This window comes from Bacillus massilinigeriensis, from assembly GCF_900117315.1.
GTDB classification, from domain to species: Bacteria; Bacillota; Bacilli; order Bacillales; family Cytobacillaceae; genus Bacillus_BE; species Bacillus_BE massilionigeriensis.
In genome coordinates, this window is sequence record NZ_LT630337.1 from 1,198,016 (window position 1) to 1,212,018 (window position 14,003).

At 35.8% G+C, this 14,003-nt stretch carries 17 protein-coding genes and 1 tRNA gene; 5 read left to right on the forward strand and 13 right to left on the reverse strand.

Annotation, left to right across the window (positions count from 1 at the left end):
• Positions 1-197 precede the first annotated feature (197 nt).
• The 6 genes from BQ6100_RS21985 to BQ6100_RS06060 form a co-directional block, all read right to left on the reverse strand.
• Positions 198-353, reverse strand: coding sequence for a DUF1643 domain-containing protein (locus BQ6100_RS21985; protein ID WP_084780541.1), 156 nt, complete (start codon positions 351-353; stop codon positions 198-200).
• Between the two features lie 113 nt (positions 354-466).
• Positions 467-1,180, reverse strand: coding sequence for a hypothetical protein (locus BQ6100_RS06040; RefSeq protein WP_075980807.1), 714 nt, complete (start codon positions 1,178-1,180; stop codon positions 467-469).
• Between the two features lie 140 nt (positions 1,181-1,320).
• On the reverse strand, positions 1,321-1,785 hold the full coding sequence (locus tag BQ6100_RS06045) for a hypothetical protein (protein ID WP_075980808.1): 465 nt from the start codon (positions 1,783-1,785) through the stop codon (positions 1,321-1,323).
• Between the two features lie 38 nt (positions 1,786-1,823).
• The gene (locus BQ6100_RS21545) at positions 1,824-2,060 is read right to left on the reverse strand and encodes a hypothetical protein (RefSeq protein WP_175578194.1); all 237 of its coding nucleotides are present in this window, start codon (positions 2,058-2,060) and stop codon (positions 1,824-1,826) included.
• A 134-nt stretch (positions 2,061-2,194) separates the two neighbouring features.
• Complete coding sequence (locus BQ6100_RS06055) at positions 2,195-2,464, reverse strand: serine integrase family protein (RefSeq protein WP_235816496.1); 270 nt, start codon at positions 2,462-2,464, stop codon at positions 2,195-2,197.
• Positions 2,465-2,607: 143 nt separating this feature from the next.
• Positions 2,608-2,850 carry a DUF262 domain-containing protein gene (locus BQ6100_RS06060; RefSeq protein ID WP_084780262.1) on the reverse strand — a complete coding sequence of 81 codons (243 nt, stop codon included), beginning with the start codon at positions 2,848-2,850 and terminating at the stop codon, positions 2,608-2,610.
• A gap of 713 nt (positions 2,851-3,563) precedes the next feature.
• Between BQ6100_RS06060 and BQ6100_RS21990 the strand changes: the two genes are divergently transcribed.
• Positions 3,564-3,671: a hypothetical protein gene (locus tag BQ6100_RS21990; RefSeq protein WP_390622402.1), complete on the forward strand. Its 108-nt coding sequence runs from the start codon at positions 3,564-3,566 to the stop codon at positions 3,669-3,671.
• Between the two features lie 236 nt (positions 3,672-3,907).
• On the forward strand, positions 3,908-5,044 hold the full coding sequence (locus BQ6100_RS06070) for a site-specific integrase (protein ID WP_075980811.1): 1,137 nt from the start codon (positions 3,908-3,910) through the stop codon (positions 5,042-5,044).
• Positions 5,045-5,200: 156 nt separating this feature from the next.
• Here the strand turns inward: BQ6100_RS06070 and BQ6100_RS21215 are convergent.
• Positions 5,201-5,297: transfer RNA gene (locus BQ6100_RS21215), tRNA-Sec, on the reverse strand.
• Positions 5,298-5,464: 167 nt separating this feature from the next.
• Between BQ6100_RS21215 and BQ6100_RS06075 the strand changes: the two genes are divergently transcribed.
• Positions 5,465-5,878: a DUF2621 domain-containing protein gene (locus tag BQ6100_RS06075; protein ID WP_075980812.1), complete on the forward strand. Its 414-nt coding sequence runs from the start codon at positions 5,465-5,467 to the stop codon at positions 5,876-5,878.
• 68 nt (positions 5,879-5,946) lie between these two features.
• Here the strand turns inward: BQ6100_RS06075 and BQ6100_RS06080 are convergent, their stop codons facing one another.
• Positions 5,947-7,134 (reverse strand): macrolide family glycosyltransferase, encoded by a 1,188-nt coding sequence (locus tag BQ6100_RS06080; RefSeq protein WP_075980813.1) that lies wholly within the window; start codon positions 7,132-7,134, stop codon positions 5,947-5,949.
• 355 nt (positions 7,135-7,489) lie between these two features.
• On the opposite strand from BQ6100_RS06080, the gene BQ6100_RS06085 reads away from it, so the two are divergent.
• Both BQ6100_RS06085 and BQ6100_RS06090 read left to right on the forward strand, forming a co-directional pair.
• Entirely contained in the window at positions 7,490-7,690 is a 201-nt protein-coding gene (locus tag BQ6100_RS06085) for a helix-turn-helix transcriptional regulator (RefSeq protein WP_075980814.1), read from the forward strand.
• A 3-nt stretch (positions 7,691-7,693) separates the two neighbouring features.
• On the forward strand, positions 7,694-8,155 hold the full coding sequence (locus tag BQ6100_RS06090; protein ID WP_075980815.1) for a hypothetical protein: 462 nt from the start codon (positions 7,694-7,696) through the stop codon (positions 8,153-8,155).
• Positions 8,156-8,426: 271 nt separating this feature from the next.
• Here the strand turns inward: BQ6100_RS06090 and BQ6100_RS06095 are convergent, their stop codons facing one another.
• From BQ6100_RS06095 to BQ6100_RS06115, 5 genes are all read right to left on the reverse strand, one after another.
• Positions 8,427-9,878 carry a glycoside hydrolase family 1 protein gene (locus tag BQ6100_RS06095; RefSeq protein WP_075980816.1) on the reverse strand — a complete coding sequence of 484 codons (1,452 nt, stop codon included), beginning with the start codon at positions 9,876-9,878 and terminating at the stop codon, positions 8,427-8,429.
• A gap of 135 nt (positions 9,879-10,013) precedes the next feature.
• On the reverse strand, positions 10,014-10,937 hold the full coding sequence (locus tag BQ6100_RS06100; protein ID WP_075980817.1) for an ROK family protein: 924 nt from the start codon (positions 10,935-10,937) through the stop codon (positions 10,014-10,016).
• Between the two features lie 120 nt (positions 10,938-11,057).
• Positions 11,058-12,080 (reverse strand): LacI family DNA-binding transcriptional regulator, encoded by a 1,023-nt coding sequence (locus BQ6100_RS06105; protein WP_075980818.1) that lies wholly within the window; start codon positions 12,078-12,080, stop codon positions 11,058-11,060.
• Positions 12,081-12,154: 74 nt separating this feature from the next.
• Positions 12,155-13,000, reverse strand: coding sequence for a carbohydrate ABC transporter permease (locus tag BQ6100_RS06110; protein WP_075980819.1), 846 nt, complete (start codon positions 12,998-13,000; stop codon positions 12,155-12,157).
• On the reverse strand, positions 12,997-13,947 hold the full coding sequence (locus BQ6100_RS06115) for a carbohydrate ABC transporter permease (RefSeq protein ID WP_075980820.1): 951 nt from the start codon (positions 13,945-13,947) through the stop codon (positions 12,997-12,999). The genes BQ6100_RS06110 and BQ6100_RS06115 overlap by 4 nt, the downstream gene beginning before the upstream one ends.
• Positions 13,948-14,003 lie beyond the last annotated feature (56 nt).

The window sequence follows — 14,003 nt, forward strand, 5'->3', positions numbered from 1 at the left end:
ATGAATTATTTTATTATTGTAAAATTGCAACATATTATAGTGAGAAATTAATATATTGATCATCACTATATGACAATAGACTAATAGTTCTTTTGCTTTATAAACTTACAGAGGGAAATCATAACCTGTCTTTTTTATAAAATTATAAGTTGCTCTAAAAGTGGATATTCAATTGGCTGTTCCATACTATCAACATATCAAGGATGTTGTGGATGTCCTCCTTTTAAAATATTTAAGCAATAAACTTCCTTATCATTAAGGGAGTTTTTCAACAGTAATAGGACTTGTTTTCCTCTTTTCTGGAATTCCCCTTTTTCTCCCCAAGCTAAAATTATCTTATCTGCTTTTTTTATTGCTTTTTATATATAAATGAAATTCTTTTAACAAGCTTTACCTCATTTTCACTCTTTGCTTGATAAACCAGGCCGAAATTTACTCCTTCCAGCCTGATAACTTTACAATTCTATTAACTATGCCGTTCTGTGTAATCAGCTCTTAAATAAACTTTATATTCAATTGGCTTATACCCATATTCTTTTAAAAGTTTGAGCAATAAGTTTCTTACTCCATTTCCACTAATATTAGTTTCAACGTATATCTTATCACCCACTAATTTAGGTTTTCTCATATCACTTTCATGGCTTGAAAAATATTTACGTTTTTTCCCTTGCATGGATGGTTTACTTTCAAAATTTATAAATTTATCTTCATCTACAGAGATAAGTAATTCACATGTTTTGAGTAACATTTCCTGCCAAGTCTTTACTTCAATCATTTGATTATTATTAATACGAAATGCAAATGGTCGTTTATGTGTAAAATTCTCATAAAGTGTATGCTCAACATTTGTATCAACAAAGTAAGCTGAATAATCTCGAAATGCTATTCTCTCAACTTCTTCTTGTTCCGCTTCATCAATACTTTCATCCAACCCATCAACTTCTAACAGTTCAATAAATTCATCTATCTTTTGTTCATAATGATTGATGCTCTCTCCTATTTGAGCATAATTTCTTACACTATCAAAATCTCTATTGAAGTAAGCAGCACTAACCTCGTTATTTATCACAGACATAGTATCATTTATCGTTTCTTTTAAAAGTTCTAGACTTTCTGATAAATCAATTGCCTTGTCAGGAAAACCATCTTTTATGACCGTTAACAAATCTCTTATATCCATTGACTCACCTACTTTTTACAGAATACTGATTCTTAGACAGCAATGATATTTTTCATAATTAGAAACCATATAATTTATACAAACCCTCCCAATAATTGACCAAAGCCTAAATTATTACTAGGTTGAGATTTTCAATAATCTTACCGTTTTGGCGGATATGTTTTTACTCTTTCTGCTATTCTTGTCCATACTAAACATTTCTCTTTATATGACCGCTGAACATCAATTTCATATTCTCCCTTAAATCGATACATCAATTTACCTTGACCATCCTTTTCATGTGCAAACACAATTCTTTTCTGAATATCTCTAGATACATGATAATTCATATGTTCTTCTACTTTACCTGGATCTGTTGGCTTTTCATAAATAGTATTTTCATCAGCAGAGATACTATTATCCCAAGTTCCATTAGAATATATTTTAGGAAACCAAATGGTAACATCATCTCTATATGGATGATATGCTCCACCTCTTTGAAATCCTTTATAGTTATGGCCAAAAATATTACAAGCTTCAAAAATCCTTTTAAAAGCTATGTCATCCCTTACATCTATATATCCTCTTTCAATGTGTACCTGAGGATCAATTTGCTCTAAATTCATGAATCTCTCCCTACTACTTTGTATTACAAATTCACAATCTATAATAATGTAGCAGACACAGGATCGCTGCTTCTTAATTGTTTTTCTTTTAATTGCTCAAATAATTTTTCTACTGTCCCTATCCCAACATTTGCATACTTGGCTAAAATAACAAGTTCTTGTGGTAACTGTCCAACTGTTTCAATTTGATCTTCATTAAGTTGTCTTAGGAGGCTCGGAATTCCTTTAAATTCATCTGCATTAAGCGGTATTTTTGACAATTCTTCCGTTACCACAATGTGATCGGATTTATAAAAGAAAAACAACTCCCCAGGACGTTCAAGTGTAAGTTGTCTACGTATTTTTTCTTCCTCAATAAATAATGTTAATTCTTCAAAGAAAGTTTCATCATTCTTTTCATTATAGCGTTTTACATATTTATGTAATCTTCCTGCTTCCTTTCGTTCACTGCCCTATATAAAGTAGCCCTTATCTTCGTAATCTCTGCTATCTCATTAACAGTCAGCTTATTTATATTTCTATTATGAAATAACTCAAGAGCATGTTGCAGCCCCTTATGTTTATCCATATACTTATGAGATCTTCCTTTATAGACACCTCGTTGCTTTGCTAATTCTATTCCTTCCAACTGTCTTTCTTTAATCATATCTGCTTCAAATTCAGCAATACCATTTAACACCGTGATCTGGTTATTATGATGGTAAAATGGATACTATTAAACCAGTTAGAATAATCGTGAGTCCATTTATACTCTTTAAATAACCGGTGAATTTTGTTGGTATTTTGAATAGAAATAGGTGAATCATATTCCAGGGCCACCTTTTATTCATTAATAAGCCTTTTATTCAATTCATAATAAAGTATATTTAAAGTAGTCAGCCTCTGCTGTCCGTCGATGATATATAACTTTTGTTGATCATCATTTTGATGTATTAAAATCGTTCTCATATAATATGGCACATTACCTTTTGGCTCTAAATAATCTTCTAGATCCTGCAGCAACTCCTGAATCTTATTCTCATCCCAAACATAGGGGCGCTGATAAGTATCAATCCCTACTGGTATTTTGCCTTACTCGCAAGGAAATCTTCAAAACTACAAACTTCAACTGTTATATTTTTAACTGCTGTATTAGACATACCCTACCTCTCTCCCTTTCCCCTCATCTATTACCCATCATAAGAATTATGAAGCCATCATTTACAAATAAAATTATACCTAAAAATTCTATTTAGTTATATTTAAATCAGCGGCATCAGCGAACCTATAACTTGATTGTCCCCTTAATAAACAGGTTACTTTGCAAAATCAAAGTGGTTATATAACTACTGGCAGTTTTCATGGCGTAGGTACTATTTTGTATGTAGTATCTTAACATCACAGCTTGATACACCTGAATCAGTAGAAATCCTTTTATAATAAGCTATTACTCACCATTAAAGCTAAAATGGCAAGCCATTTATTTAAAACAAACCCCAATTTCCATTTGGCTAAAAAGTGTAAATTACTGGGTTCACACATAGTAAAGTTGCGAATGCAATGAAGCATGACATCCAATGTGATATATTAGGAAACCAATGCTGGGCATTCAGAGCAATTACTGTTAAGCCTACCAGTGCAATCAAAACCCAACAAAACTAAAAGGTCCTTTAAAGGAGTTATTCCTTTATCAAAATTAATTTTTCAAGGAGAATTTTTTATGTCTAATTATAAATTACGATCATTTACCTGATGTCTTAGATGTCAAAGACATTATAGATTTTCTCAATATAGGCAGGGTGCAGGCATATGATTTGGTTAACTCAGGTGAATTTCACGTGATCCGGCTTAATCGAAGAATTAAGATTCCTAAGAGAGGATTTATTGAATGGTTCGAAGGAAAGTAAATTCACGATAAAACGTGACGATCACTGCTGCTAGATGTATCAATTGGGAAAGACCTTATCTTTATAGTTACCATTATTATTTGGGCAATTGAATCAAGTAGGAAGATAACCATCAACATAGTAATTTATTTATTCTACAGTTTTTCAAATTCCTAATGATATTGTACAATAAAATAGTCGGTAACTATAAATTGCGTTGGATGACCACATAATTTATAGACGATGGAGGCAACAAGATGGAAGGTTCAATAAAAAAGGTCGGAGATACTTGGCAAGTCCGATATGATGCAGGAAAAGATCCTGTAACTGGTGCTAGAAAGCAAAGAAAAAAAGGTGGTTTTAAAACAAAAAAAGAAGCTCAGAAGTTCCTTAGCGAACAATTAAATGAAATTAATAAAGGGACTTATTTTGAGCCTAAGGATATCACTTTCAGTGAGTTTTTGGACTATTGGTTAGACAACCACGCAAAGCTAAATACAGCGCCAAAAACAATTGAAGGTTACAGCTATATTATTAATCTACATTTAAAACCTTCTTTAGGGAACATAAAGATTGCACAGCTTAATCCTTCACATCTTCAGCAGTATTATACTGAAAAATTAGCAAATGGCAGAATAAATGGAGAAGGCGGACTTTCAGCTCAATCGGTCAAGCACCAGCATAGAGTCATCTCGAAGTCTCTTAGGGATGCTGTAAAATGGCAGTTCCTGGCAAGGAATGTAGCCGAAGCAGTTTCTCCTCCTAAAGTGAAGAAAGTAGAGATGCAGACCTGGGATGATAAGCAGATAAAAACCTTTTTAGAGGCTGCTAAAACATCAGTCTACTACTCTATTTATCTGACAACGATCTATACTGGAATGCGTCGTGGTGAAGTCTTAGGCTTACGTTGGCAGGATGTTGATTGGGAAAACAAAATCATTTACGTAAGACAAACCCTGCAGCCATTAAGAGGAGTAGGATTAACTTTCAAAGAACCTAAATCAGGAAAAAGCCGCTCGATTTCTATTACATCAAATATAATCGCTGAATTGAGGAAAATTAATGAACAACAATTCATCTATAAGGAGCAATTCGGTTCAGAATACCATGCTCTTGATTTAGTCTTCGCTCAGAAAAATGGCAAGCCAATTCAATCACCTGAAATGGCACGAGATTATCGTAAGGTAGTCAAGAGTACTAATTTGCCCTATATCAGATTTCATGATTTAAGACATACTCATGCAACTTTATTATTCCAACAAGGCATCCATCCTAAAGTTGTATCAGAGCGATTGGGTCATTCAACGATTGGAATCACAATGGACACCTATACACACGTATTGCCAAATATGCAAAAAGAAGCTGCCGATCAGTTCGAGCAACTTCTGAAATAATTTTATGATATATCGTTTTGGGATGATGTATGTAATTCACGGAAAAGCACTGTGTCCGATATGTGTCCCAAACCATAAATTTTACTTGTTGGCCAACAATTCTATACGAACACTAACTTCAACAAAAAACCTCATAAACCCTTGTCTATCAAGGTTTGGCGGGACTGCCTGGGAATCGAACCCAGCTAACCTGGCACGCAGGTCACAAACGGTTTTGAAGACCGCGGGAGACACCAGTACCCCATTCAGCCCCATGTTAGAAATAAAATGATTATAATACTTGTCCAATTATTTTTCAATAGTAATAACCTTTTGCCATTCTAATAGTTTTCATTGGAGTCGCATATGAATCTCTTGTTTTAAAACCACGGAAACATCTATAATAGAAGATAGGAAAATGAGTATTGTAGGTGAAATGGAATGTTTCTTTGGATTGTTTTATTTTGGGCCGTTTTTTTAGTTGGCTTTCTTGGGATTGGTGGATTTTTTATGTTCCGAAAGTTTTTGAAGAAGCTTCCAAAGGAAGATGGAAAGTCCGATATGGATTGGGAAGAGCATTATGTGAATGAAACTAGCCATTTGTGGAATCAGGAGCAAAAGTTGCTTTTAGATGACCTGGTAAGTCCCGTTCCCGAATTATTCCGTGATGTGGCTAGGCATAAAATTGCTGGAAAAATTGGTGAGCTTGCTATGGAAGAACATGCGGAGAGGATTACCGATGATTTAGTGATTCGTGGATATATTCAAGCAACACCAAAAAGGGATCATAAATTTTTAAAGAAAAAATTAGACGAGAAAAATGTCGATATGACCCCCTATCAACATCTCTTTTAAAGTTCGATTTCATTAAGTGTCAGGCATTCAAGGTGCCTGACACTTTTTTGTTGTGAGGCCAGACACCATTATTTATAAGGTTTCCTCTCCGCTTTAGCCAAAATCACATCGGCAGCCTCTCCCGCTCCACCTGCATTTTGAAAGTTCACTGACAGCTTCTGAGCATTTCCAAGATAACTTGGATTGGTCAACAATTCCGCAACTGCCTTTTCCAGATTTTTCGAATGGCTTCCTTGTAGTTTAATTCCTGCTCCAAGCTCGGCTACACGATTTGCTACTGCCCCTTCCTCACTATGTAAAGGATATAAAACCATTGGAACTCCAAAGTATAAGCTCTCATTCACACTATTCATCCCGCAATGAGTAATAAACACATCCGCCCTCTGCAAAACGGCAATTTGATCGACATATTTTTGTATAGAAAAATTGTCCGGTATGTGACCAAGAGATGCCATCTCTGTTTTTTCGCCGATAGACATCACAACTTCATAATCACTGTCAGCAAAAGCCTCAAAGCAATGTTGGTAAAAATCCTTATTTTGGTTTAATACCGTTCCTAATGAAATGTAGATAACTTTACTCCCTTTTTTATCAACAGGCATCTCTGAAGACTGTCGAATGGAGGGGCCAACAAAAGTATATTTGTCTGAAAAGGTCTCAGCCATTGGCTGGAATTCTTTTGTCGTATAGACGACGGTGTCCGTTTCATTGTCATTTTGAATGATTGATATAAAATTATCCACTTGATAGCCATGATTCCTAAGTAATTTCATTTTTTTGCTGATTCGTGGAATACCAAAGATCATTCGAACAATCTCTTTAAAACCGCGTTTCATTAGCTTTGCGGTGTACTGATTAAAAGCAAAAGTGGTTGTCGAACAGACATAAGGGATACCTAATTTTTTTGCGAATAATTTTCCCCAAAAGCATACAGAATCGCTAACAATACAATCTGGCTGAAATTCCTTTAATTCCGTACACACCTTTTCATCCAATGCAATCGTCGTATCCACAACCATTTCAATTAATGCCGCAAAATCCTTTCCAACCTTGCGATCCAATTCTTCTTCTGATATCGGTGGTAAAAACTTGTCACAGGAAATAAATTTAGCTCCTGCTCCTTCAATTTTTCCCTGAAATTCAGTAAACGAATAATACCAAACTTCGTGCCCTCTGTTTACTAACTCAGATACCACCGGAATTGTTGGATTTGTATGTCCATGTGCGGGAATCGAAAAGAATACTATTTTACTCATATGGTCTCCTCCCCAGCCGAGTAGGCTTTCGTTTCATCACTCTTATTCTCCTAAAAGAATAGTAAAATTTTTTGGCTAGTTTTTTAGCACGAATAACGGATTTATGGATTGAATACCTTAAGCTAATTCTAACAATATTCGACGAAATTTAATGGTAAAAATTGTGGCAAAATAAGGATACCTAGAACTAACTTTTCCTCGTAACAAATATATAAATCTCTAGTCAATTTTCTTTTTTGTAAAACAGGAGTAAACAATACTCGACATAATGTTAAGTATTGTTTACATTTAATATAACAATTTTTGTTAACTAAACTTAACATTTCGGTTCGCTATACTGGAGGGAAATAGAATATTGCTAAAAAATCGAGTGAAGGAATTGCGTGCTAAATTTAATTTTTCACAAAGTGAGTTGGGTAAACGAGTTGGTGTTACTCGTCAGACTATCAGCTTTATCGAAAAAGGTGAATTTTCACCATCTGTCACATTGGCATTAAAATTAGCAAAAGAGCTTCAAGTCCCATTGGAAAAATTATTTTGGCTGGAGGAGGAATAAATCATGAATTTACGGGTTCATTATCCACTTTGGAACATCGTTAGTTTAATTCCATTATTCTTCATTGGTAGTTCGATTATTCTACGTGAAGGAAGTGGTAAGGAAAGTGATTTTTCTCAATTCTTACAAAATAGCATTCTTGTTTGGACCATTCTATTAATCATCATTGTAACTGTATATTCGTTTGCAGTTTGGAGCTTTAATAAAAAATATCCAATGCAAAAAATAAACCCATTCAGCTTCCGCCCGAATGAATATATAGAAGAAGACGAAATGTTTATGCTAGTCACAATGCAAGCTACCAAAAAGGTACACACCTTCATGGCTGTTGTAACGCCTGCTCTGTTCGGGCTATCCATTTTTGCTACACGCTTGATGATTTTTTCTGGAATATTCGTGATTATTATTATACAAAATATGATCTTCTATAATGAAGTTAAGCAATATACTAGGGAAGAACAGTAATCTGTTTGGAGGTTAATTTATAAAATAGACACACAAAAATGCAGTGATGTTGACTGGCATTACCTTTACGGACACTGGTTCCATTATTTTCGTTTTTCATAGGATATTCTAAGTTTTACAAACCCTTGTTCCTTTATTTGCTGATTTTTCACATGATTCCCCTCCCGTATTCAACCAATAACGAATTCTCTGACACCCTTTAAATCCACATAAAACAACCCGGCCCCATTTTCGAGACCGAGTCGAGTTTATAACAATCATTCTATTCCATTCATTTATCGTCATCCATTAGATTTCGCCCATTAGCCTCAATTACTTCCTTATACCAATAGAAGCTTCTCTTCTTAATGCGACGAAGGTCATGCTCCCCTTCTTCATGCTGGTTCACGTAAACAAACCCATAGCGCTTTTGGAAGCCGTTCAACCAGCTCAAAAGGTCAGTAAATGACCATGTGCAATAACCAAGCATTTCTACTCCATCGCTAATCGCTTCTTGCACGGCCTTTAAATGGGAACCAAGATAAGCGATTCGATAATCATCATTAATCACATCACCGGGTTCAACTTTATCGTATTCCCCTAGACCATTTTCACTTATCAAAATTGGTAATTGATAGCGGTTGGTAATTCTACGCAAACCAACCCTTAATCCAGTAGGGTCGATATTCCAATCCCAATTTGTTCTTTCGAGGTGCTCATTTTTCACTGTTTTATAAACTCCTGGAATTCCAGTATCCTGGGATGTTCCTTTTTTCCCTGAGGTATTCATTTGTCCCTCTGAAACCCCGTCTAAAGGATTGGATTCAAAGGTAGTTGTTTGGTAGTAGTTGACACCCATGAAATCTGGTTTTCCTTCTTTTAATAGTTCAAGATCGCCATCCTCTAACTTTGGAGCTAAGCCTTTCTCAGCAATATAATCCCAAGCGGCCTTAGGATAGATTCCCCATGCATAGACATCCATCCACCAATGGCTATTAAACTCTTCAGCATTTTCTGCAGCTAACACATCCTCTGGTTTAGAAGAAGCTGCGTAGGCTGGTGAATAGGCAAAGCTAGGTCCAATTTTTCCATTTGGAACAAATTTTCGGAATTCCTTGATTGCACTTGCATTTGCCAAATTGGCATGATGATTGACCTGATAATAAAGCTCTTCATTCTTCACACCTGGTGGATGTAAGGCAGTCCGATATCCAAAGCTAGTAAAAATATTCTGTTCATTCAGGCTAACCCAATATTTTACCCGGTCACCAAAATGCTCATATAAGGTCACTGCATAATTCGTAAAGTCTTCAATGATTTGACGGGACTCCCAACCACCATATTCATCTTGTAAGGCTTGGGGAAGATCCCAATGATAAATCGTTAAAATCGGTTCGATATTATATTTGATTAGCTCGTTGATTAACTCATCATAAAAACGAATGCCCTCTTTATTCAATTCTCCTTTGCCCTTAGGGAAAATTCTTGCCCAAGAAACAGAGAATCGATAAGCCTTCAGTCCCATCTCAGCCATGAGCTGAACATCTTCTCTAAAGCGATTGTAATGGTCTACTGCGACATCACCGGTAGTTCCTTTAAAGGTCTTACCCGGGATGCGGACAAATAAATCCCAGTTGGAAGGTCCCTTTCCGCCCTTATCCCAGGCGCCCTCCACTTGATAGGCAGCAGACGCAGAACCCCATAGGAAATTAGTAGGATATGGTTTTAAATGTTTATGTATCATTGTATTAGTCTCCTCTCATGAAGTAAATTCTTTGAACACTCTATTCATCTAAGAAAATACTTTTCATTTTCAAAATTCCCCTAAATAAATGAAAAATAGAGATTAGCCTTCCTGCTCTCTAATCTCCATTGTTGTTTAATTTACGGAGGAATCTATGAAGTTTGCACATTTCCTATGCAAAAAATGATATAAAGCTCCAATTAAGTTAGAGTCATTCCCAAATCGACATTGTTCCACCTGAATGGTCAAGCTATCTTGATCGAGTTTCATTTGGCTTAATCGATGATTAATTTCCGTAATGAAGCCTTCACGACCGCTAATGGCTCCGCCAATCAAAATTTTCTCTGGGTCGATGATGAATTGCAAATTATATATACCAACTGCTAGGCGAATGATAAACTTATCAATTTCATCCTGTACCTCCATATCGCCTGCTTCAGCCATTTCAAAAATCTTCTTTCCATCAAGTGTACTTGGATCGATTCCTTTCCGCTTACCGACAAGCTGAATTAATCCACCCACCGCGCCAAGTGAACTCCAGTTCTCTCCAAGGGGCTTTTCGAAATAATCTTCCATGATCATATAGCCAAATTCCCCACCAAAAAGATTCTTACCGTGGCGAATTTTTTTGTCCAGTATTAATGCACCACCGATACCTGTACCAATGACAACACAAATGTAATCCTTCACATCTTTCGCTGCACCAATCCAGCCTTCCGCAAGTCCGGCACAATTCGCATCATTTTCAAGCTCAACTGATAGATTTGTTCGATCCTGAAGCAATTGTCTTATATTCGGTCCATGGATATAGGGAAGCGCAGTAACTCCATAAATGAATCCAGTATCAATATCAACTGCGCCTGGCATGCTTAATGCTATCCCTTCAAGTAAAAACCTTTTTTGAAAATCCTTTACAATAGAATCGATGCAATCGACAAATGATTGGATCCCATCCTTTGGCGTTGTAACGGATGACTTTTCTATAAAATCACCAGACTCATTCATAAGGGCATATTTAATAGAGGAACCTCCAACGTCAAAAACTGAATAATAACTCATGCGCCAACCTCCTATCAACCCTTAAAAACCTTGCCCTAAAGTATTACGATTTGAAAATGTTATTGAGCATTTTCTCTCTTTAGGATACTTAACATATTTTAATAACTATTGATGGGGTTACTAGATGCTTTTACTAGTCCCACAAGATTCCCTTACGATTAATTCTGAGTCTGTTAATACAGGCTTTAACTGAGATTTCCCATTGATTAAATCATTTAACATATAGGCAGATAGTTTCCCAATTCTTTCTTTATCTTGTTTCACCGTAGTTAATTTCGGATTACTATACCTACAAGCAGCTATATCATCGCATCCTACTATTCTAATATCCTCAGGGACACTTAATCCCTTTTCGTTAATGGCTCTCAATCCTCCAAGTGCCATTAAGTCAGATGCAAAAAAGACAGCTTCAGGATAATCTTTGGTTTCAAGCAATTTATTCATGGCGAGATAGCCACTTTCTTCTTTAAAATCACCATATTGAATCCATTCTTCCCTTACCTCAAGTCCAAACTGATTCATGGCATCGATAAAGCCTTTTTTCCGCAAATTAGAAATCACAGAATCGGGCATCCCACCTACAAAACCGATTTTTCTAACTGAATTCAAATAAAAATGCTCAACTACTTTTCTTGATAAGTTGACGTTATCTGTCATAACGAAGCTCGCCCTTGGGCCATTAAGTTCAATGTCAATCCCAATACAAGCTACTCCAGCTTGAGCCAGTTCATAAATGGCACCTTCCACTTCTTCCCCAGCAATAATGAGACATCCGTCTACCTGAAAATGTTTGCACCTAGCTAAATAGCTTCCATTATCTTGAAGAAAGTTTTCATTTGAAAACATGAGGATATCGTAACCTAATAGCCCAATATTCTTTTTAAAAGTAGAAATGACCTCATTAAAATAAGGGTGGGTCATATCTACATTGATCTTCCCTGCATAAATCAATCCAATCAGGTTTGACTTTTTCGTTGCAAGAAGCTTAGCAGAAAAATTAGGCTCGTAACCCATTTGGTTAATAATATCCATGACCTTTTTCTTCGTTTGCTCACTGATTCCTCCATAATTATTAATTACTTTTGAAACAGTGGCTTGGGAAACTCCCGCCATTTGCGCAATATCTTTAATCGTTAAATTCATCTTAATCCCTTCTATTATCCTCAAAGTAAATAATACTTGTATTTACAAAAACTAATTGTTCGCAGTAGATATTATTATTTTACCGAACCCTCCGTAATACTTGAAATAAATAATCGGTTAAATAATAAGAAAATAACTAATAATGGTACAGTTGCCCAAAATACACCTGACAAAATCATACCGAAGTCAACATTTTGGGTATTACTTAATTGTGCCAAGGCTACTTGAATTGTATACATTTCTGGATCCCTTAAGACTGTAAACTGCCATAGGAATTCTCCCCATACTGCTGTAAAGACGATAATCCCCAATGTAGCAAAGGCAGGTAAAATTATAGGTAAAACAACACTTCGATAGATTCTAAAATTTGAACAACCATCTAATTTTGCTGCTTCAATTAGCTCATCTGGTACTGCTTCAGTAATATATTGCCGCATTAGAAAGATACCAAGAGGATTTAAAAAGAATAGGATCATAACCCCAGGTAATGTATCGAGTAATCCCGCTTTCGAAATTAGGAAATATTGTGGGATTAGTCCAAGCTGAGGAGGAATAATCATTGTTAGTAAGACTGCCATAAACAGGATGTTTTTTCCTGGAAACTTAAATTTGGCGAAAGCAAAGCCTGCCAAGGAACTAATAAACAGCACTACAATCGTAACGACAGAACAAACGATGAATGAGTTCCACATGCCACCGAAGAAATCAATTTGGCTCAACACCTTTTTAAAGTTTTCAACCAACATCTTTCCTGGGGTAATGGTCGGCGGGATGGAGTTATAAGCTGCACTAGGCCGAGTAGCCATAACAAACATCCAATAAAAAGGAAACAAGGAAAATAGGGATGCTAATGATAAAAATAAGTAAATGAACACCTTGCTTATTGAAAATTTCTTCGTATTCTTGTTCTGTTTACTCATGCTTTTCCACCTCTTTTTTTCCTACCATAACCAGATGTAAGTAAAGTATTAATTACCGCAAAAACTGTAATAATGACTAAAAGGATGACAGCTGTTGCTGAAGCTGTTCCAAAGGATTGCAATCTAAAGGCATCACGATACAAATACATGACAATCGTCATCGCTTCATTTCTAGTAAAAGCGTCTCTACCTAAAAATACGGTAGGTTCAGAGAATAATTGCATAGCTCCAACAGTCGAAGTGAATACCGTTAGGATGATGAATGGCTTCAGCATCGGCATGGTGATATGCATAAGTTGTTGAAACTTGTTGGCTCCATCAATCGTTGCAGCTTCATACAAATCATTAGGAATACTTTGAATTCCCGCGAGATAAATGATCGTGTTGTAACCCACCCAGCGCCAAAAGACCATGATAGAAATGGCAATTTTCGTTCCCCATTCAGAGGTTCCCCATTGAACTGGATCAAGTCCGAATAGATGGGTCATAACAAAATTGGCTAAGGAAGAATCATGATTACTAAATAGCACGCTAAAAATGAGAGCTACGGCAACCATCGATGTAATATAGGGCATAAAAATAGTCACACGAAAGAAATTTTTAAATTTGAGAAAGGTGAGATTTAATAAGTATGCAAGAATGATTCCAACAACTAGTTGAGGAGCAGTTCCTAAAATACCCATAACAATCGTATTATACACAGACTTCCAAAAAATGGGGTCTTCTAATACAATTTTGAAATTAGCCAACCCAGCAAAAGACATTGGGCTAAAGCCGTTCCATTTTTGAAAAGCTAAAAAAATACTAAACAGGGCTGGATATAGTCCAATAATTGTAAAAATGATGAAGAAAGGTGCTATATATACATAACCAGAAACCATGTCTTTTTTCTCTTCAGACATGAACCTCTTTTTTAATATAGTATCCTTCTTTCTAATTGAATTCATTTTCAAGCCCCTTTTCCTTTAAAGTAGGATATGGTGCCTTTTCGCAGCACCATATC